The 17,995-nt window shown below is 74.4% G+C and carries 18 protein-coding genes; 6 read left to right on the forward strand and 12 right to left on the reverse strand.

The features are described from left to right. Window positions 1-91: 91 nt before the first annotated feature. From ACIBHY_RS48245 to ACIBHY_RS48260, 4 genes are read right to left on the reverse strand one after another with little or no spacing between them, the layout of a single operon-like run. Window positions 92-2,707 carry an ATP-binding protein gene (locus ACIBHY_RS48245; protein WP_397310297.1) on the reverse strand — a complete coding sequence of 872 codons (2,616 nt, stop codon included), beginning with the start codon at window positions 2,705-2,707 and terminating at the stop codon, window positions 92-94. Window positions 2,708-2,718: 11 nt separating this feature from the next. Next, window positions 2,719-3,162, reverse strand: a complete 444-nt coding sequence (locus ACIBHY_RS48250; protein ID WP_397250752.1) for an SRPBCC family protein — start codon at window positions 3,160-3,162, stop codon at window positions 2,719-2,721. Next, entirely contained in the window at window positions 3,159-4,487 is a 1,329-nt protein-coding gene (locus ACIBHY_RS48255; RefSeq protein ID WP_397310298.1) for a carotenoid oxygenase family protein, read from the reverse strand. The genes ACIBHY_RS48250 and ACIBHY_RS48255 overlap by 4 nt, the downstream gene beginning before the upstream one ends. After that, window positions 4,484-5,746, reverse strand: a complete 1,263-nt coding sequence (locus ACIBHY_RS48260; protein WP_397310299.1) for an MFS transporter — start codon at window positions 5,744-5,746, stop codon at window positions 4,484-4,486. Before ACIBHY_RS48260 ends, ACIBHY_RS48255 begins: the two co-directional genes overlap by 4 nt. Before the next feature lie 97 nt (window positions 5,747-5,843). Here ACIBHY_RS48260 and ACIBHY_RS48265 point away from each other — a divergent pair, with 97 nt between their 5' ends. The 5 genes from ACIBHY_RS48265 to ACIBHY_RS48285 all read left to right on the forward strand — a co-directional run bounded on the left by ACIBHY_RS48265 (window position 5,844) and on the right by ACIBHY_RS48285 (window position 9,276). Then, the gene (locus ACIBHY_RS48265; RefSeq protein ID WP_397310300.1) at window positions 5,844-6,269 is read left to right on the forward strand and encodes an SRPBCC domain-containing protein; all 426 of its coding nucleotides are present in this window, start codon (window positions 5,844-5,846) and stop codon (window positions 6,267-6,269) included. Further along, entirely contained in the window at window positions 6,256-6,597 is a 342-nt protein-coding gene (locus ACIBHY_RS48270; RefSeq protein WP_397310301.1) for an ArsR/SmtB family transcription factor, read from the forward strand. Before ACIBHY_RS48265 ends, ACIBHY_RS48270 begins: the two co-directional genes overlap by 14 nt. Beyond that, window positions 6,594-6,971, forward strand: coding sequence for a VOC family protein (locus tag ACIBHY_RS48275; RefSeq protein WP_397310302.1), 378 nt, complete (start codon window positions 6,594-6,596; stop codon window positions 6,969-6,971). Before ACIBHY_RS48270 ends, ACIBHY_RS48275 begins: the two co-directional genes overlap by 4 nt. A 65-nt stretch (window positions 6,972-7,036) precedes the next feature. Continuing rightward, window positions 7,037-8,611 carry an FAD-dependent monooxygenase gene (locus tag ACIBHY_RS48280; RefSeq protein WP_397310303.1) on the forward strand — a complete coding sequence of 525 codons (1,575 nt, stop codon included), beginning with the start codon at window positions 7,037-7,039 and terminating at the stop codon, window positions 8,609-8,611. 74 nt (window positions 8,612-8,685) lie between these two features. Further along, a complete protein-coding gene (locus tag ACIBHY_RS48285) occupies window positions 8,686-9,276 on the forward strand; it encodes a hypothetical protein (RefSeq protein WP_397310304.1) in 591 nt (196 codons plus the stop codon). Window positions 9,277-9,281: 5 nt separating this feature from the next. On the opposite strand, the gene ACIBHY_RS48290 is transcribed toward ACIBHY_RS48285, so the two are convergent. The 7 genes from ACIBHY_RS48290 to ACIBHY_RS48320 all read right to left on the reverse strand — a co-directional run bounded on the left by ACIBHY_RS48290 (window position 9,282) and on the right by ACIBHY_RS48320 (window position 15,898). Further along, window positions 9,282-10,727, reverse strand: a complete 1,446-nt coding sequence (locus tag ACIBHY_RS48290; protein WP_397310305.1) for an ATP-binding protein — start codon at window positions 10,725-10,727, stop codon at window positions 9,282-9,284. Continuing rightward, window positions 10,724-11,437 carry a response regulator transcription factor gene (locus tag ACIBHY_RS48295; RefSeq protein ID WP_397310394.1) on the reverse strand — a complete coding sequence of 238 codons (714 nt, stop codon included), beginning with the start codon at window positions 11,435-11,437 and terminating at the stop codon, window positions 10,724-10,726. The genes ACIBHY_RS48290 and ACIBHY_RS48295 overlap by 4 nt, the downstream gene beginning before the upstream one ends. Before the next feature lie 46 nt (window positions 11,438-11,483). Beyond that, window positions 11,484-12,245 carry an ABC transporter permease gene (locus ACIBHY_RS48300; protein ID WP_397310306.1) on the reverse strand — a complete coding sequence of 254 codons (762 nt, stop codon included), beginning with the start codon at window positions 12,243-12,245 and terminating at the stop codon, window positions 11,484-11,486. Then, complete coding sequence (locus ACIBHY_RS48305) at window positions 12,242-13,153, reverse strand: ABC transporter ATP-binding protein (protein ID WP_397310307.1); 912 nt, start codon at window positions 13,151-13,153, stop codon at window positions 12,242-12,244. The genes ACIBHY_RS48300 and ACIBHY_RS48305 overlap by 4 nt, the downstream gene beginning before the upstream one ends. A 109-nt stretch (window positions 13,154-13,262) precedes the next feature. Next, complete coding sequence (locus ACIBHY_RS48310; protein WP_397250730.1) at window positions 13,263-14,279, reverse strand: NAD(P)/FAD-dependent oxidoreductase; 1,017 nt, start codon at window positions 14,277-14,279, stop codon at window positions 13,263-13,265. Further along, window positions 14,276-14,800: an isoprenylcysteine carboxyl methyltransferase family protein gene (locus ACIBHY_RS48315; protein WP_397250728.1), complete on the reverse strand. Its 525-nt coding sequence runs from the start codon at window positions 14,798-14,800 to the stop codon at window positions 14,276-14,278. Before ACIBHY_RS48315 ends, ACIBHY_RS48310 begins: the two co-directional genes overlap by 4 nt. 6 nt (window positions 14,801-14,806) lie before the next feature. Continuing rightward, a complete protein-coding gene (locus ACIBHY_RS48320) occupies window positions 14,807-15,898 on the reverse strand; it encodes a type III polyketide synthase (protein ID WP_397310308.1) in 1,092 nt (363 codons plus the stop codon). Window positions 15,899-15,961: 63 nt separating this feature from the next. Here ACIBHY_RS48320 and ACIBHY_RS48325 point away from each other — a divergent pair, with 63 nt between their 5' ends. Beyond that, window positions 15,962-16,768: a UbiA family prenyltransferase gene (locus ACIBHY_RS48325; protein WP_397310309.1), complete on the forward strand. Its 807-nt coding sequence runs from the start codon at window positions 15,962-15,964 to the stop codon at window positions 16,766-16,768. Window positions 16,769-16,801: 33 nt separating this feature from the next. Here ACIBHY_RS48325 and ACIBHY_RS48330 read toward each other — a convergent pair whose 3' ends face one another. Further along, window positions 16,802-17,941: an NAD(P)/FAD-dependent oxidoreductase gene (locus ACIBHY_RS48330; protein ID WP_397310310.1), complete on the reverse strand. Its 1,140-nt coding sequence runs from the start codon at window positions 17,939-17,941 to the stop codon at window positions 16,802-16,804. Window positions 17,942-17,995: the final 54 nt, after the last annotated feature.

Below are 17,995 nucleotides of genomic sequence, written 5' to 3' on the forward strand. Positions count from 1 at the left end.
ACACTCATCCTCCGACAACACCAACGGCATCAGCTTCGGACTCGGCATGCCCCAAGCCTACAAGCTGCACATGAATTAATAACTCAGAACACTAGCGGATCTCGGGCAGATCCCGCAGCTGCCTGCGCGAGGTGAGCCCGAGCTTGCGGAAGATGTTGCGCAGGTGGGCGTCGATGGTGCGCGGGCTGAGGAAGAGCGTGGCGGCGACGTCCTTGGAGGTCGCGCCCTCGGCCACGAGCCGCGCGATGTGCACCTCCTGCAGGGTGAGCTGCTCGCCCTGCGCCGCGCTGCGGCTGCGCGCCTGCTCGCCGGTGCCGCGCAGCTCGCCGGCCGCCCGCCTGGCGAAGGCCTCCGCGCCCAGCCCGGACAGCTGCTCATGGGCCTGCCTGAGCTGTGCCCGCGCGTCGCGGCGCCGCCCCTCCCGGCGCAGCCACTCCCCGTAGAGCAGGTGGGCGCGCCCCCGGTGGACGGCCATCGGGCTGATCCGGAGGCGCTCGACGGCCTCCCGGTAGCCGTCCTCTTCCCCGGTGACCAGGGCGCGGCAGTACGCTTCGACGCCCAAGGCCCAGGCGGAACCGGCGGCGCGGGCGCGGACGGTCAGCTCGCGCAGGGCGCCGGCGGCCGGCTCGGGGCGGCCGGAGCGCACCGCGGCCTCGATCAGCTCCGGCAGGGCCAGAGCGGACACGCCGAGGTCGCCGCTCGCGGTGGCGGCCTGGGCGGCCTCCAGCGCGGCGGGGTAGTCGGCCAGGCCGTTGTGCAGGACGGCCGCGGCCCACTGCGCGCTGAGGCTCATCCTCGGCGGCACGTCCGCGAACAGCGCCATGGCCTCCTCGCGGCGTCCGCGCAGGGCGGCCAGGTGCAGGCGCGGGTAGACCAGGGGAGCGGCCCCGGTCGCCGAGGCGATGGCCTCCTCCTCGGAGATCATCTCGGCGGCGGGGCCGAACGCGCCCTCGTGCGCCCGGACGGTGGCCAGCATCGCCAGGCCGATCGGCACGAGGTGGAAGGCGCCGGACTCGCGTCCCGCGGCCACGACCCGCTCGGCCGTACCGCGCATCACCTCGATGTCCCACAGCTCGGCGGCGACCATATAGCCGAGGGAGGGACGGCTCGCCCAGACCTCGTCGTCGAGCCGCCGCACGATCGGCCGCAGCGGCCCGGCGGCCGCGGCGTGGCCCCGGGTGACCAGCGTGACCAGGCCGTCGAGCACGATGTCGGTGCCGGTCCCGGTGCCCGGCGGCGCGGACCCGGCGGCGTCCACGATGGCGGCCAGCTCGCCGGTGAACACACCCATCTCCATCGCGTCCAGGTAGCAGGCCCGCGAGCGGGCCGGGTCAGCCTCCGCCAGGGCGCGGGCGGCCCGCAGGAGGTAGGCGGCCGGGTCGCCGCCGCCTCGGTAACGGGCGAAGGACAGGCGGCCGCGCAGCACGTCGAAGCGCGGGTCGTCGCTCTCCACGCTGCTGAGCAGGTCGGCGGCGACCTCGAACGCGCCGACCGCGAGCTTGGCGCGGGCGGCGGCCAGCACACGTTCGGCGCGCGCCGCGGGGTCGGTGGTCAGCGCGGCCGAGCGTTCCAGGAAGGCCGCCGCCGCGGCGATGCCGCCACGGGCCTGGGCGCGGGCGGCGGAGGCGTCGAGTTCGGCGGCGATCTCCTCGTCCGGGCCGAGGGCGGCCTGGGCGCGGTGCCAGGCGCGCCGGTCGGGTTCGGCCGCCGGGTCGGTGGCTTCTGCCAGGGCCGCGTGCGCCCGGCGGCGTTCCCCGGCGGTGGCGGCGCCGTAGACGGCGGAGCGGGCCAGCGGGTGGCTGAAGCGGATCCGGGTGCCGAACTCGGCCAGCCCGCCGGTCCGCGCGGCGGTGTCGGCGGCGATGCCCAGCCGCCCGGCGGCCCGCCACAGCAGTCCCGCGTCGCCCACCGGCTCGGCCGCCGCCACGGTGAGCAGGGTTCTGGCCGGATCCGGCAGGGCCCGCAGGCGGGTCAGGTAGCTCTGTTCGATCACGGCCGGGACGTCGAAGCCGCCCGCCATGCCGGCCAGCCCCGCGGTCCTCGGCAGTTCGAGCAGCGCGAGCGGGTTGCCCCGGGATTCGGACAGAATGCGGTCGCGGACCCGCTCGTCCAGCGGCGCGTGGACGGCCTGCGCCAGCAGGGCGCGCGCCTCGGCCTCGCACAGGCCGCGCAGCCCCAGCTCGGGCAGGTCCGCCAGCGCGGCCGGTCCCGGCTCGCGGGCGCCGAAGACCATGGCGACGCGTTCGGTCCCGATCCGGCGGGCCAGGAAGGCCAGCGTGTGGGCGGAGGCGTGGTCGAGCCACTGGGCGTCGTCCACGACGCACAGCACCGGCCGCTCGCGCAGCGCCGCCAGCAGCAGTCCCAGGGCGGCCAGGCCGACCATCAGGGGCTCCGGCGTGCCGGAGTCCAGCCCGAACGCCCCCTCAAGGGCCGTGCGCTGCGGCGGGGCCAGGTCGCCGAGGCGGTCCAGGAGCGGCGCGCACAGCTGATGCAGCACGGCGAACGGCAGCTCCATCTCGAACTGCGCGCCCGTGGCCCGGATGACCAGGAAGCCGTCCGCGGCCTGCTCGGCCTGCCGCAGCAGCACGCTCTTGCCGATGCCCGGCTCCCCCTTGACGACGAGGGCACCGCCCCGCCCCTGCCGTGCGGCATCGAGCAGAGCGGTGAGCCGCGCCATCTCGGCGTGGCGGCCGAGCAACATGTCCATGGGCAGACACTTTAGGGGGCCTTTTCCGCCGCCTCCTTCAGGTGGCGCAGCCAGGCGGTCAGCGACCCTTCGAGCGCGGCCCGCATGCCCTCCACGTCGGCGCGGATCGCCGCGCCGTCCCACGACTCCTCGGTGCGCACGTGTACGGCCCCGCCCTCCTCACGGAAGGTCCACAGGTGCAGGCCGTCGATGCCGTGGGCGGGCCCGCCCCACAGGATGCGGGCCCGCGGCTCCGCCTGGTGCACGGTGGAGGTGATGTCGAGGCCGAATGTGCTCCAGTGGAAGACCGCGCCGGGCACCAGCGGGCTGAGGGCGGAGGCGCTGGTGATGTCGCTCTGCCAGGCGGGCCAGCCGTTCACGTCGGTGTGCAGGAGCCAGACACGCTCCAGCGGGGCCTCGATCACGGTGCCGAGGCGGACGACGACGGCGGCATCGGAGTCGATGGAGGTGATCACTTGGTGTCCTCGATCCAGTGTCCGTGGATGCCCGAGGGCACCCGGCGGGGGAGCTCTACGTTGGCGACGGTCGTCAGCTCGGCGGCGTCCAGCACGAGCAGCTCGGACGCGTCGGCCTTGAGGTCGCTGACGACGGTGAGCAGGTAGCCGTCGTCCTCGTTGTTGCTGCCGGCGGCGGGCACGAAGACGGCCTCGCCGGGCATGCGGTGCTCGCCGTGGGAGAACAACCGCCGCCGGCCGGTCGCCGTGTCGAACTTGACGGTGTGGTAGCCGGACAGGCCCGCGCCGGGGAAGGCGATGGCGTAGCTGTAGCGGTTGGCGATGCCGGTGTGGGCGTCGTTGATGGCGGGGAACTCGACGTTCAGGCTGTCCAGGGGCTCCTCGGTGGCCTTGCCGGTGGCCGGGTCGAGGATCCAGCGGTGCAGGGTCGCACCGGACAGCGGGCTGGGGCCGTAGGCGGGCGCGCCCACCCACCACTTCCACGACGACTCCCACCCGGCGCGGTCGAAGCGCGGCCCTTCGAGCACCACGCGCCCGTGGGCGTCCACGTAGGAGTTGCCGACGTGCAGCAGCGTGCTCTGCTCGACCTCGAACCAGGTCACCCGGTCCGACTCGCGCGGCATGACGCCGACCCGGAACGGCACGTCGTCGTGCCAGCGATAGGGGATGCCCGACCCCTCGGCGGGGTCGAAGACGACCGGCGAGCACAGGAACACCGCGTGCCGCGCGGTGATCGCGAAGTCGTGCATCAGCGACGGCCCGGCTCCCTCGATCACCTGGGTCCGCACGATCTGCCCCGAGGCGTCGGCGACATGGTAGGTCAGGTACGGCGGGAAGGGGCTGTAGCTGAAGAAGTGCAGCTCCCCGGTGACCGGGTCCTCCTTCGGGTGGGCGGTCATGGCGCTGGTGAGCTTCCCGCCGAAGTCGTACACGCCGACGGTGTCGAGCTCGGCGGTCACCTCCCAGGGCAGGTTGGCCTCCTGCAGGGCCAGGTAGCGCCCGCCGTGGAAGATGACGCTGGTGGCCGCCGCGGAGACCTCCAGCTCCGTGCCGTGGAAGGGCACTCCTTCCAGGTACGGCGTGCGCACCCACCGGTTGCGGTACCACTCGGCCCTGCCGCCGGCCAGCCGGATGCCGTGGATCATTCCCGCGCCCTTGAACCAGTGGGTGGGCGTCACCCCGGGCTTCGGGTTGTGGCCGTTGCGGAAGTAGCGGCCGCTGAGCTCGGGCGGCAGCGTGCCGCGCACGGTCAGCTCGTGGGCGGTGATCTCGTCGGCGACCGGCGTGTAGTGCCCGCTCAGGTACGGCTTGGCGAGGTCGTTCATCGGGGTGCCTTTCCAATCGAGACGATCGTGATGAGCAGGGTCAGGGCGGCGCAGGCGAGGAAGGCCCCGCCGTAGGAGGGAAGGAGGGTCAGCGCGGACAGGCCGACGGCTCCGCCGACCTGGCGGGTGGCGTTGACCAGCCCGCCGGCCAGGCCGCTGTCCTCGGCCGGGACCCCGGCCGAGGACAGCGCGGTCAGGCGGACGAAGGCCACGCCGAGCCCGGCGCCGATGAGCAGCGACGGCGCGATCAGCGCGCCGGTGAGCCCGAGCCACGCCAGGCCCGCGGCGAGCAGCAGCAGGCCGATCGGCAGGACCGCGCGGCCGCGGATCCGCCCGGCTGCCCAGGACGCGATGGTGATCATCAGGGCCAGGGGGAGCTGGGAGAGCCCGGCCTCCAGCGGCGTGTAGCCCAGGTCCCGCTGCTGGTAGAGGGGCAGGAAGTAGAACAGGCCCAGCCAGACCGCGCCGAGCAGCGCCATCAGCAGGTTGGGCCGGGCGACCACGGCCATCCGCGCGGGCAGCAGCGGGTGGGGCGAGCGGCGCTGGATCACCGCGAACACCACCAGCAGCGCCAGACCGGCCGGCGCCGCGGGCCACGGGCCGCTCAGGCCGTAGGTGAGCAGGATCAGGGCGGCGGCGAGCGTCGTCGTGCCCGGCAGGTCGAGGGTGCCGCCTCGCGGGGTGTCGGCGGGTACCAGCCGCCAGGTGGCCGCGATGACCGCCAGGGCGAAGGGGACCAGGACGGCGAAGACGGCGCGCCAGCCGTACAGATCGGTGAGCAGGCCGCTCAGCAGCACGCCCGCCGCGCCGCCCGCGCCGGAGACCGCGCCCCACACCCCGAGCGCCGTCCCGCGGCCCTTCCCGTCCGGGAACAGGCGCAGCACCAGGGCGAGCGCGGCCGGCGCCAGGAGCGCGGCGCCGAGGCCCTGCACGACCCGGGCGGCGATCAGCATCGCGGGTCCCGCGGCCAGGGCGGCGGCCAGGCCGGCCAGGGCGAACAGGGTGGCGCCGGTGAGGAAGACGCGGCGCAGCCCGTACACGTCGCCGAGCCGGCCGCCTGGCAGCAGGATCGCGCCGAAGACCAGCACGTACGCGTTGATCACCCAGGTCAGGCCGGCCGGCGACATGCTGAGGCCGGTGCGGATCTGCGGGAGGGCGACGTTCACGATCGAGGTGCTGAGAACCACGAGGAACTGGGCGGTGGCCAGTGCGGCCAGGGGCGCCCAGGTGGCGGTTCGCGGGTGTCCGGTGCCGTGCATGACCTCACGGTCGCAGTGCGGCGTATGTCGTCGCGTCGGTGGTTTTCACCTATTCACCGCCTTGTGCAAGGCTATCGCAACCTGTAGGTTGCCATACATGGTGACGAACACGATCGAACGTGAGGTGGTGCTGCGGCACCCCGTCGACCGGGTCTGGGCCGCGCTGACCACCGCGGAAGGCCTGTCCCGGTGGTTCGGCTCGGTGGCCGAGATCGACCTGCGGCCCGGTGGTCGCGCGTACTTCCGCTGGGACGACCTCGGTCAGGAGTCGCCCGCCACGGTCACGGTCGTCGAAGCGCCGCACCGGTTCGCCTTCACCTGGGCGATCGAGGGGGTGGACGCGCTGGTGACCACGGTGGATTTCACCCTGGAGGAGGTGCCGGGCGGCACCCGGCTGCGGCTGGTGGAGAGCGGGTTCGCGCGGGCCGCCGCCGGCGTGGCCCGCTCCGCCCACCAGGCCAACAGCCAGGGCTGGGACGCCGAACTGGCCGACCTGGAAAGCTACCTCGATGCCGCCGCCTGAGGCTGAGGTCCAGGCCGTGGCGGTGTTCGCGGCGCTGACCGATCCGACGCGGCGGGCGCTGCTGGAGGAACTGGCCCGCGCGGGTCCGGCGACCGTCACCGATCTGGCCCGGCGGCTGCCGATCAGCCGCCAGGCCGTGGCCAAGCACCTCGGCCTGCTCGCCGAGGCGGGCCTGATCAGCGCCGCGGAACCCACCGGCCGCCGCCACCCCTACCGCCTGGAACCCGCACCGATCCGCGCCGCCCAGGTGTGGCTGGCCACGCTCGCCCACCGGTGGGACGACCGGCTGTCCGCACTGGAAGACGCACTCGACATGGAGGAATCATGACCGTGTACACCGCTGGACTGAACATCGCGATGAAGATCCCCAAGGCGCAGTACGAGGCCACCGTGGCCTTCTACCGCGACACCCTGGGCTTCGAGGTCACGGAGGAGGACGTCGGCTACGCCCCGACCGTCGCCGCGACCCATTCGGTGAAGTTCGGCCCCAACACGCTGTGGCTGGACCGCGTCGACAACTACAGCCGGCCCGACCTGTGGCTGCAGCTCCACACCGACGACCTGGACGCCGCGACGGCCGAACTGGCCGAGGCCGGCGTCCACCCGTGCGACGAGGTGGAACCACTGGAGAACCTTGACACGAGGACCCACTGGATCAAGAACCCGGCCGGGATCGTGCACCTGCTCGCCGAGTCCGGCTGACCGGCCGCCCGGGGGTCCCTCCCGGCCCGGCCGGCGGCGGGGCGTTCAATGGAGAGGGGGACGACATGGAAACGACGACGTGCGCCCTGGTGGTGGGCGCGGGCCCGGTGGGGCTGACCCTGGCGGCCGAGCTGCGCCGCCACGGCGCGGCCTGCCGCGTCATCGACAGCCTGCCCCGGCCCACGGGCTGGGCGAAGGCCGTCGGGATCCAGCCGCGTACGCTTGAGATCTGGGAACAGATGGGCGTCGTCCGCGAGGCGATCGCGGCGGGGGTGTGGCTACGCGGGCAGCTGCAGTTCACCGACGGCGTGGCCGGGGACCCCTACGAGCTCCGGGTGCCCGACGGCACCTACGGCTTCCTGGCCCTGCCGCAGTACGAGGTCGAGCGCATCCTGACCGAGCACCTGGCCCGCCTGGGCACCGAGGTCGAGCGGGGCGTCGAACTGCGGAGCTTCACCCAGGACGCCGGCGGGGTGAGCGCCACCCTCGCGCTGCCCGACGGGTCGGCGCGGACCGTCCGCGCCGGCTACCTGGTCGGCTGCGACGGCGCCCACAGCACGGTACGGCACGGCCTGGGCCTGAGCTTCGAGGGCGACCGCTTCCCCGAGGAGTACATGCTCGGCGACGTCGAAGTGGACTGGTCCATGCCCGCCGGCTACGCGCTGCGCTTCCTCGCCGACGCACCGGACGGCGGGCGGGACCTGCTGGTCTGCGTCCCGCTGCCCGGCCACAACCGCTACCGGCTGTCGATGCGCGCACCGGCGGACCTGCGCCGGGACGACGGTCCCGGGCACGGGATCGTCACCGACCGCCCCGGCCCCGGCCTCGCCCGGATCCAGGAGGTCGTCGACCGGCTCGTACCCGGGAAACCGGCGGTGGGCCATCTGCGCTGGTCGTCGCTGTTCGGCATCAGCCACCGCCTCGCCGACCGCTACGGCGCGGGCCGGGTCTTCGTCTGCGGCGACGCCGCCCACATCCATCCGCCGACCGGCGCCCAGGGCGCGAACACCGGCATGCAGGACGCGTACAACCTGGCCTGGAAGCTGGCTCTGGCCCTGCGGGGCGTGGCCGCTCCCGGGCTGCTGAGCACGTACGACACCGAACGGCGACCGGTGGGGGAGGAGGTGGTGGGCCGGACGGTCCGCTACGCCCGCACCCAGTCACTCGGCGACGCCGACGCGACCCACCTCGCCCGCGAGGGCCAGCTCCTGGTCGCCTACCCCGGCAGCCCGCTGTCCGGCGAGGCGCAGGACCCGCCCGGCGGCGGTCCCCGGCCGGGTGAGCGGGCGCCGGACGTTCAGGGGCTGACGCAGGAGGGGCTCGGCTTCCCGGTACGCCTGTTCGACCTGCTCCAGGGGCCAGGCCACACCCTGATCCTTTACGCGGACGCGGCGACCGGGCTGGACGACGCCGAGACCCCGGCCGGTCTGCTCCGCGTCTATGTCGTGCTGGCTCCCGGCGGGCCGCCGCCTGAGCCGGGGGTACAGGTGTTCCGGGACGCCACGGGCGCCTTCCGCGACCGGTACGCGGCCGGGCCGAGCGCCGCGTACCTCATCCGCCCGGACGGGTACGTGGGCTTCCGCGCCCGGCCGATGGATCTCGCGGCCGTCACCGCGCACCTGCGGAACACCTTCGGCTAGCACCCAGGAGCGTGCGGCGTTAGCCCTGGTGGCTCGGTACCCTGGTGCCCGGTCGGTCAGGGGGCGGGGGAGTCGTGACGGAGCACGGGCGGATCGTGGCCGAGGTGTCGGCGGTCATCGGGGAGGCGCGTCCCACACTGGCGCGCGCGGCCACCGGAGTACGCGCCCTGCTGGACGCCGAGGCGTGGCGGGAGTTCACCGGGCCGGGCGGCGAGCTCGTGGAGCACGGCGACCTCGTGGAGTTCATCACGGCCGATCCGCCCCGCGGGCTCGGCGTGACGCCGGGGCTGGTGCGGGCGCTGGTGGCCGACGACCTCGACGTGGCCGCGCAACTGGACCAGGCGTTGCTCGCGGCCACCCCCGCGCCGCCGCCCCAGTCCGAGGAGGGGGAAACGCCCGAGGAGGGGGAAACGCCCGAGGCGGCCCACGTCCCGGCGCCGGAGACGCCCGCGCTGCGGCGGCTGCGGGAGGACGCGCCCGCGCTGCACAGCAAGGTCGTGGCGGGCGAGCTGAGCACGAACGCGGCCATGGTGCAGGCGGGCTTCCGCCCCCGCACGATCAGCGTGCCGGTCTCGCGCCCGGAGAACGCGGCCAAGGCGCTGCGCCGTAACCTCAGCCGCGAAGAGCTGGTGGAGCTGGTGACCCTGCTGTCGGAGGACCTGTGAGCCCCTCAGTCCAGTAGCGGCAGGGTCAGCCGGAAGCGCGCGCCCTCGCCGAGGGCGGTCTCCAGCTCGACGTCGCCGCCGTGCGCGCGGGCCAGGGAGCGCGCGATCGCCAGGCCCAGGCCCGCGCTGGTCCCGGCCGAGCGGTTGCGCGAGCGGTCGGTGCGGTAGAAGCGGTCGAAGACGCGGCCCGCCTGCTCGGCCGTCATCCCCGGCCCGGTGTCCGCCACCTCGAGGACGGCCCGCCCGCCCGCCGTGCCGACGCCGATCCGCACGGGCGTGCCCGGCGGGGTGTGCGCGGCGGCGTTGCCCACGAGGTTGGCCACGACCTGCCGCAGCCGGTCCTCGTCGGCGCGGACCGGGGCCGGGCCCGGCGGCCCGCCGCCGCCGGGGCCGGTGAGCTCGACCCGGCGCGACGGGTCGAGGGCGCGCAGGTCGTGGCGGGCGTCGTTGGCGAGGGTGCGCAGGTCCATCGGGGCCGGTTCGAGCTGGCTCTCGGGCGCGTCGTCGAGCTGGGCGAGCAGCATCAGGTCCTCGGTGAGGGCGGTCAGCCGGGTGGCCTCGCGGTCGATGCGGGCCATCGCGGCGTCCACCTCGTCCGGTCCGGGCAGCGCGCCCATCCGGTAGAGCTCGGTCGAGCCCTTGATGACGAACAACGGCGTGCGCAGCTCGTGGCTGACATCCGAGACGAACGTCCGCATCCGGTTCTCGGAGGCGGCCCGGTCGGCGAAGGCCCGTTCGAGCTGGCCGAGCATGGTGTTGAGCGAGGCCCCGAGATGCCCGATCTCCGTGCCGGGCGGCGCGAGGCCCGGCACGCGGTGGGTGAGGTCGCCGCCGGCGATCGCGGCGGCCGTGTGCTCGATCCGGCGCAGCGGCCGCAGCCCCCGCCCGAGGGCGAACCAGCCCACCCCCGTCAGCAGCACGAGCAGCACCACGCCGCTGACCAGGCTGCTGGCCCGCAGCTGGGCGATGGTGGCGTCGGCCTCGGTGAGCGGCGCGACCGCGATGACCGTCCCGCCCCAGCCGACGGTCGGCCGGGCGACGGCCCGCCAGCGTCCCGAGCCGTCGGCGGACGGCAGGTCCACGGCCCTGCCGTCGGCCGGGATCGCCCGCAGTTTCTCGCGGGCGGGCAGGCCGGCCTCCCTCAGCCCGGGGGAGTGCACGCGGCCCGACACCGCGCCGTTCGCGTCCAGATACACCAGGTACGGCGTGCCGAACAGGTCGAGGGCCGGGGCGAGAAGGTCCGGGCGGGCCCCGGCCTGCGTGAGGTCGGGCGGGCCGTCCCCGGAGACCCGGGAGATGATCGAGGTGAGCGTGCTGAGCTGGTGGTCCAGCCGGTTGAGCTGGTAGCGCTCCAGGCGGTCGGTGACGACGGCGCTGATGAGGGTCAGCCCGGCCAGCAGCAGGCCCGTGGTGAGCAGCAGCAGCCTGGCCCGCAGCGAGAAGCGGTTCACGGCCGGGGCTCGCGGAGCACGTAGCCGGTGCCGTGCACGGTGTGGATGAGCTTGGGCTCGCCGGTGTCGACCTTACGCCGCAGGTAGGAGATGTAGGTGTCGACGATGCTGGCGTCGCCGCCGAAGTCGTAGCGCCAGACCCGGTCGAGGATCTGCGTCTTGGACACGACGCGCCCGGCGTTCTCCATCAGGTAGTGCAGCAGCCGGAACTCGGTGGGGGAGACGCGGACGGGCCGGCCCGCCCGCGTCACCAGGTGTCCCTCGGGGTCGAGCGTGAGCGGGCCCACGTTCAGCACGCCGGGCTGGTGGCCCGTGGTGCGGCGCAGGATCGCGCGGATGCGGGCGATCAGCTCCTGCAGGTCGAACGGCTTGGTCACGTAGTCGTCGGCGCCGAGCGAGAGCCCGGTGACCTTGTCGGCCTGACGGTCGCGGGCCGTCAGGAACAGGACCGGCACCGGTCCGCCGCCTCCCTCCGGACGCAGCTGCTCACGCAGCCGCCCCACCACCTCGAAGCCGTCCATGTCCGGCAGCATGACGTCGAGCAGCACCAGGTCGGGCGGCTCCGCCCTGGCGGCGGCGACCGCCTCGGCGCCGGTCGCCGCCGAGCTCACCCGGAACCCGGCGAACCGCAGCGTGGCGGCCAGCAGTTCGCGGACGGTGGCCTCGTCGTCCACCACCAGCAGCCGCTCGCCGCCCTCCGCCGGTGTCATGGCCTGTCCTGATCCTCGCACGAGGGCCAGGATACGGAGGCCCGGTTCACACGTCGCGGCGCTGGAAGACCGCGAACGCGGCGGCCAGCACGACGGCGACCCCGAGGCACATCCCGCCCAGGTTCAGCCAGGGCTCCGGATAGGCCGGGTCCGGGACCGTGGCGAAGATCGCGGCCGCCCCCTTGGTGGGCCAGAAGGCGAACAACCCCTGCATCCACGGAGGGAACAGGCCCTGGAGGGCCGGAACCAGGAACACGATCCCCACCAGCGTCGCCAGGGCTCCCGCCGTGGCCCGCATGATCGTGCCGAGCCCGACCGCGAGCAGCGCGATCGCCGACAGGTAGATCCCGCCGCCCGTCACGGCCGACAGCACACCGGGGTCGCCGATCTGCGCGTTCGGCACCTCCTGCGTGATGAGCACGGCCTGCCCGAGGAAGAACGCGGCGAACATCAGCACCTGACCGGCCACCAGGGCGACCGCCGTGGCCACCACGACCTTGGCCGCCAGCAGCCGACGCCGGCGCGGCGTGGCGCTGAGCGTCGCCGACATCAGCCCGGTCGCGTACTCGGAGGTGACGACCAGGATGCCCAGCACGCCGATGATCAGCTGGGCCACGATGTACGTCGTCAGGCTGCGGCCGGTCGGATCCCAGTCCTGCGGAGCCTCGGCCTGGTCCGCCCCGGCCGCGCCCATCGACAGGGCGGTGATGCCGAGGCCGACCACGAGCAGGGTGGCCAGCGTGTACCAGGTGGAGCGCAGGCTGCGGAACTTGATCCATTCCGCGTGCAGTGTCCGGGTGAAGGTCACGCCGCCCCCTGGTACTCGACGCTGTCCCTGGTCAGCTCCATGAAGGCGTCCTCCAGAGAGGCCAGCTGCGGGGTGAGCTCGCTGAGCGCGACGCCGTGGTAGGCGGCGAGCTTGCCGATCTCCTCGCCCGTCATGCCCGAGACGACCAGCGAGGACTCCAGGCCGTCGCGCACGGTCGCCCCGGCGGCGGTGAGCCGCCGCGCCAGCGATCCTGGGTCGGAGGTGCGCACCAGCACGGTGCCCGCGCCGTTCGCCCGCATCAGCTCGCTGATGCCGGTGTCGGCGATGAGCCGCCCCCGGCCGACCACGACCAGGTGGTCGGCGGTCTGCGCCATCTCGCTCATGAGGTGGCTGGAGACCAGCACCGCCCGTCCCTCCCGGGCGAGCGAGCGCATGAAGTCCCTGATCCAGCGGATGCCCTCGGGGTCGAGGCCGTTCACCGGCTCGTCGAAGATCAGCACGCGCGGGTCGCCGAGCAGCGCCGCCGCGATGCCGAGCCGCTGGCGCATGCCGAGCGAGAAACCTCCCGCCCGCCTGCCCGCCATGCCCTCCAGGCCGGTCCTGGCCAGCACCTCGCCGACCCGCCGCCGGGGCAGGCCGTTGCTCACCGCCAGCGCCAGCAGATGGTCGTACGCCCTGCGGGCGCCGTGCACCGCCCCGGCATCCAGCAGCGCGCCCACCTCGGTCAGCGGCACGGGCAGGTCGGCGTAGCGGCGGCCGCCGATGGTCACCGAGCCCCGGGTCGGAGCGGCCAACCCCATGATCATTCTCATGGTGGTGGACTTGCCGGCGCCGTTCGGCCCGAGAAACCCGGTCACCTGGCCGGGCTCGACGGAGAACGACAGGTCGTCCACCACGGTCTCGGGCCCGTATTTCTTGGTCAGTCCTCTTACGTCGATCGTGGTCATGCGGGAGATCCTGGCGGGCCTGGCTGGGCGGGCTCTGAGAGCTTCTGGGAGAACTCTGAGAACCGGCGAAGGCCCGGCCCGCGACTGTGGCGGCGCGCACAGGAAACTCTCAGCCGGAAAGGGCGCGGACCACCCCGGTGAAGACCGACGGCAGCCGGGCCGCCGCCGGGACGATCAGCCTCGCCGACGCCCGCCGCCGCGCCGCGGCCAGGAGCGCGGCGGTGAGCACCCGGTGTTTGCGCGTCAGCAGCCGCCAGGCCCGCTCGTAGTCCTGCGGCCGCTCCTCGACCAGGCAGCGGACCAGGGCCCGCGCCGTCAGGACCGCCAGGCACAGTCCCTCGCCGGTGAGGGCGTCGGTGTAGCCCGCCGCGTCCCCCACCAGCAGGACCCGCCCGGCCACCCGGCCGCGTACGCGCTGGCGCAACGGCCCCGCCCCGCGCACCGGGGTGGCCGCGGGGCCGTCCAGCCGGGCGAGCAGGCCGGGGAAGGACGGCAGGCGCTCGTCGAAGCCGCCCCGCTCCCGGCTGAGGATCGCCACGCCCACCAGGTCGTCGGCCACCGGCGTCACGTACGCCTCCCCGGCCGCCGACCAGTGCACCTCGACGTGGTCCGACCACGGGGCGACCCGGTAGTGGCGGCGCAGGCCGTACCGGGCGGGCGCGCGGTCGGGCAGCCCGAGGCGCAGCCAGGAGCGCAGCGGCGAGTGCAGGCCGTCGGCGGCGACCAGCCAGCGGGCCCGCAGCCCCGCGGCCTCGACGCCGTCCCGGTCGTGGCGGGGCCGCACGACCTTGCCGGTCACGATCTCCACGCCGAGTTCGGCGGCCCGCGCGGACAGCGCCGCGTGCAGCACGGTCCGCCGTACCCCCAGACCGGGCGTGTCGCCGAAGTCGGCGCGCGCGTGCGTTCCGGCGTCGAGGTAGTCGATGCCGAGCAGCGGGTGGCCGGACAGTTCCACGCCCATCGCCCGCAGCGCCGTCACGCCGCCGGGCATCAGGCCCTCGCCGCACGCCTTGTCGACGGGCGAGCTGCGCGGCTCCACGACCACGGCGCGCAGTCCCGCGAGCGTGGCGTGGATCGCCGTGGCCAGCCCGGCGGGACCGCCGCCGGCCACGACGACGTCGATCACGCGACCTCGTCCAGCTGGGCCAGCGCCCGGTTCTCGCAGCGGATGCGGACCACCATGAGCACGGCGTTGAGCACGGTGAAGGTCAGCGCGGTCACCCAGGCGGTGTGCACGAGCGGGAGCGCGAGACCCTCGACGGCGACCGCCACGTAGTTGGGGTGGCGCAGCCACCCGAACCGGTACGGCCCGCTACGCACCAGCGGCAGCCCGGGAACCACGATCACCTGCGTGTTCCAGCGCGGTCCCAGCGCGGTGATGCACCACCAGCGCAACCCCTGCGCGGCGACGACGAGCGCGAGCATCGTCCAGCCGAGCGCCGGGACGAACGGCCGCCCGGCCAGGAACACCTCGGCCAGGCACCCGGCCAGCAGGCCGGTGTGCAGCAGCACCATCCAGGGATAGTGGCCCTGCCCGCTGACGATCCCGCCGCGTTCCATGCTCCAGCGGGCGTTGCGGCGGGCGACGACGAGTTCGGCCAGGCGTTCCAGGCCGACGAGCACGATGAGGAGGGGGTACCAGAACATCGGCGGCTACCAGCGCAGCAGGACGAGTTCGGAGCAGAATCCAGGGCCCATGGCCATCATCAGACCATAGCTTCCCGGCGGTGGGGTACGGCTACGCAAAGTGTCACGAAGGACATGCAGCACCGACGCCGACGACAGGTTGCCGTTATCGGCCAGCGAGCGCCAGGTCAGCTCCAGCGCCTCGCGCGGCAGGCCGAGCGTCTCCGCGACGGCTTCGAGCACCTTCGGCCCGCCCGGATGGCACACCCAGGTGGTCACGTCGTTCCTGGTCAGGCCGTGTTCGGCCAGCAGGGCGTCGACGTCGCCGGCCAGGTGCGCGCGGACGACTCCGGGCACGCCGGCGTCGAGGATGACGCCGAAGCCGCTGTCGCGCACCTCCCAGCCCATGACGTGCTCGGTGTCCGGGTACAGGTGGCTGCGGGTGGCCACCACCTCGGGCCCCGCCGGACCGCCCTCGGGTCCAGCAGGTGTGCCCTCGGGTCCAGCAGGTGTGCCGGAGCCGCGGACCACGACGGCCGCGGCGCCGTCGCCGAACAACGCGCTGGCCACCAGGCTCGCGACCGAGCCGTCGCCGCGCTGCAGGGTGAGCGAGCACAACTCGACCGACAGCAGCACGGCCACGTGGTCCGGCCAGCCGCGCAGGTAGTCGTGCAGGCGGGCGATGCCCGCCGCCCCCGCCACGCAGCCCAGGCCGAAGATCGGGACGCGCTTGACGTCCGGGCGCATGCCCAGCCGCAGGCCCACCCTGGCCTCGATCGAGGGCGCCGCGATGCCCGTGACCGTGGTGAACATGATCAGGTCGACGTCGGCGGGGGTGAGCCCGGCCTGCTCCAGCGCGCCGGACACCGCCTCGGCGCCCAGATCGACGGCGGCCTCGACGAACACGTCGTTGGCCGCGCCGAACCCGTCGAGCTTGCCGTACTCCTCCAGCGGAAGGACCAGGTTGCGATGATCGACCCGGGCGCTGTCGTGCAGCCGGTGCAGCAGACGCCGGTCGGCGCCCTCCGGCAGGAAGGACCGCGCCGCCAGTTCGGTGATTTCGGGCTGCGCGTACCGATACGGGGGTACCGCGCCGTGCACGGCTGCGATCCAGGTCATAGCCGGAGATTGCCCCGCACGCATGGTTACTATGCCCATAAAGCGTCATGGATCGAGGTGCTCGTGCGAACGGTGGCAGGGCTGGCGCGCGCATGTCATCCCGGGCCCACGCTCGCCGTCACCGTCTTCGTCACCGCGGTGACCGCGGCCAGCGGACGCGACCTCGCCGGAACCGTCCTGGTCGCGGCCGCGATCCTGACCGGGCAACTGTCCATCGGGTGGTGCAACGACGCCGCCGACGCCGCCCGCGACGCCGCCTCCGCGCGCGCCGGCAAGCCGATCGTGGCGGGCATGGTGGCCGCGGGCACCGTACGCGCGGCCGCGTTCGCCGCCCTGGCGCTCTGCGTGCCGCTGTCTCTGGCCTCCGGCCCGCAGGCGGGCCTCGCACACCTGCTCGGCGTCGGCGCCGCGTGGGCCTACGACCTCGGGCTGAAGGCGACCATGCTGTCGTGGCTGCCGTACATGATCGGTTTCGGTGTGCTGCCCGCGTTCGTCACGCTCGGCCTGCCCGGCCGGCCGTGGCCGGCGTGGTGGGCCGTCCTCGGCGCCGCACTGCTCGGGCTGGGCGCGCACCTGGCCAATGTCCTGCCCGACATCAAGGACGACCTGGCCACCGGCGTACGCGGCTGGCCGCAGCGGCTCGGCCCCGCCCGCGTCGCCGCGCTCGTCCCGCTGCCCCTGCTGGCCGCGACCGCGCTGATCTCCTTCGGCGTGTACGGCGCCGCCTCCTGGCCGGCCCTCGCGGTGGCGGCGTCGGTGACCGTGGCCGGGCTGTGGCGCGGCGGCAGGGCCCCCTTCCTCGCGGCGATCGTGGTGGCGGGGATCGACGTGGTGCTGCTGGTGATCAACGGCTCCCGGCTCACCGGCTGAGCGCCATGCTCGGCCCGGTCCCCGGCTTCAGGCTCACCGGCTGAACGCCGCGCCCAGCCCGGTCCTGGCCCAGCGGCTCACCACGGCGGCGGCCAGCGGGACGGGGACCGTACCGGCGCCGAGGCCGACCTCCACGAGGAGGTCGAAGACCTCCGGCCGGCGGGCGGCGGTGGCGATGGCCGCGTCGATGAAGCCGGGTGACTGCGCCGCGCGCGCCAGCACGTCGGTCGTGCGCAGGTGCCGCCCGAGCGCGGCGCGCAGCCCGCGCCGGTAGACGGGCAGCGGGTCGGCGCTCGCGGTGACGGCGGCCTCGCCGGCCAGGCGGCCCGACAGCAGAGCGTAGTAGATGCCCTCGCCGGTGAGCGGGTTGATGAGGCTGGCGGCGTCGCCGGCGAACAGCACGCGGCCGGCGCCCGCGCGCGGGCGGCCGGGCGACAGCGGCAGGTGATGGGCGCGCAGGTCGCGGGCGGGCAGGTGGGGCAGCAGTTCGGCGAGCCTGCCGTGCAGGACCTGGCGGCCGGGCAGGCCGGTGGCGCGCAGGTGGGGGAGCAGCATGCCGAAGCCGACGTTCGCGGTGCCGTCGCCGATGGGGAACGCCCAGGCGTAGGCGGGCCACCCGGCCCGCTGCATGGCGATGAGCTGGGCGTCGTCGTCGTCCGGGAGGTCGGCGTAACCGCGTACGGCGATCGCGATGTGCCGCTCGGGCGTCTGCCTGGCGCCCAGCAGGCGGCGTACCGCGGAGTAGGCGCCGTCGGCCGCGACGACGGCGCGGGCGGTCAGCGTGTCGTCCACGGTCAGCAGGCCGTCCGAGGCGCTCAGCGCGCGCACCCGGTGGCGCCGCACCTCGACGCCGCGCTCGCGGGCCGCCTCGACCAGGCGCGCGTCGAACACCATGCGCGGCACGACGTGGTTGGGCCGGGCGACCGTCGCCGAGACGCGTACGCCGCCGGGGGAGACCACGGACAGGCGCCGGGTCGGGCGGTAGTCGTCGAGCAGGCCGGGCAGTCCGAGCAGGTCCAGTTCGTCGCGGCCGTGCGCGGCGATGCCGTCGCCGCAGGCCTTGTCGCGCGGGAAGTCGTCGCGGTCCACGAGCAGGACGCTCGCCTCGGGCCGTAGCTGTTTGGCGCGCAACGCGGCCGCCGCGCCCGCGGGTCCGCCACCGACGACGAGCACATCCCACACGTTGGCCACGTAGCGCCTCTACCCACTCCAACGATCGCGGCAACG

Source organism: Nonomuraea sp. NPDC050547, assembly GCF_044457345.1.
Taxonomy (GTDB): domain Bacteria; phylum Actinomycetota; class Actinomycetes; order Streptosporangiales; family Streptosporangiaceae; genus Nonomuraea.

Coding starts and splice junctions, on each gene's coding strand:
- ACIBHY_RS48295 (WP_397310394.1), bottom strand. CDS start 11,437: ATGACACCGGCGGAGGGCGGCGAGCGGCTGCTGGTGGTGGACGACGAG.
- ACIBHY_RS48305 (WP_397310307.1), bottom strand. CDS start 13,153: ATGACCACGATCGACGTAAGAGGACTGACCAAGAAATACGGGCCCGAG.
- ACIBHY_RS48265 (WP_397310300.1), top strand. CDS start 5,844: ATGGTGACGAACACGATCGAACGTGAGGTGGTGCTGCGGCACCCCGTC.
- ACIBHY_RS48280 (WP_397310303.1), top strand. CDS start 7,037: ATGGAAACGACGACGTGCGCCCTGGTGGTGGGCGCGGGCCCGGTGGGG.
- ACIBHY_RS48255 (WP_397310298.1), bottom strand. CDS start 4,487: ATGAACGACCTCGCCAAGCCGTACCTGAGCGGGCACTACACGCCGGTC.
- ACIBHY_RS48275 (WP_397310302.1), top strand. CDS start 6,594: ATGACCGTGTACACCGCTGGACTGAACATCGCGATGAAGATCCCCAAG.
- ACIBHY_RS48315 (WP_397250728.1), bottom strand. CDS start 14,800: ATGTTCTGGTACCCCCTCCTCATCGTGCTCGTCGGCCTGGAACGCCTG.
- ACIBHY_RS48260 (WP_397310299.1), bottom strand. CDS start 5,746: ATGCACGGCACCGGACACCCGCGAACCGCCACCTGGGCGCCCCTGGCC.
- ACIBHY_RS48270 (WP_397310301.1), top strand. CDS start 6,256: ATGCCGCCGCCTGAGGCTGAGGTCCAGGCCGTGGCGGTGTTCGCGGCG.
- ACIBHY_RS48245 (WP_397310297.1), bottom strand. CDS start 2,707: ATGGACATGTTGCTCGGCCGCCACGCCGAGATGGCGCGGCTCACCGCT.
- ACIBHY_RS48320 (WP_397310308.1), bottom strand. CDS start 15,898: ATGACCTGGATCGCAGCCGTGCACGGCGCGGTACCCCCGTATCGGTAC.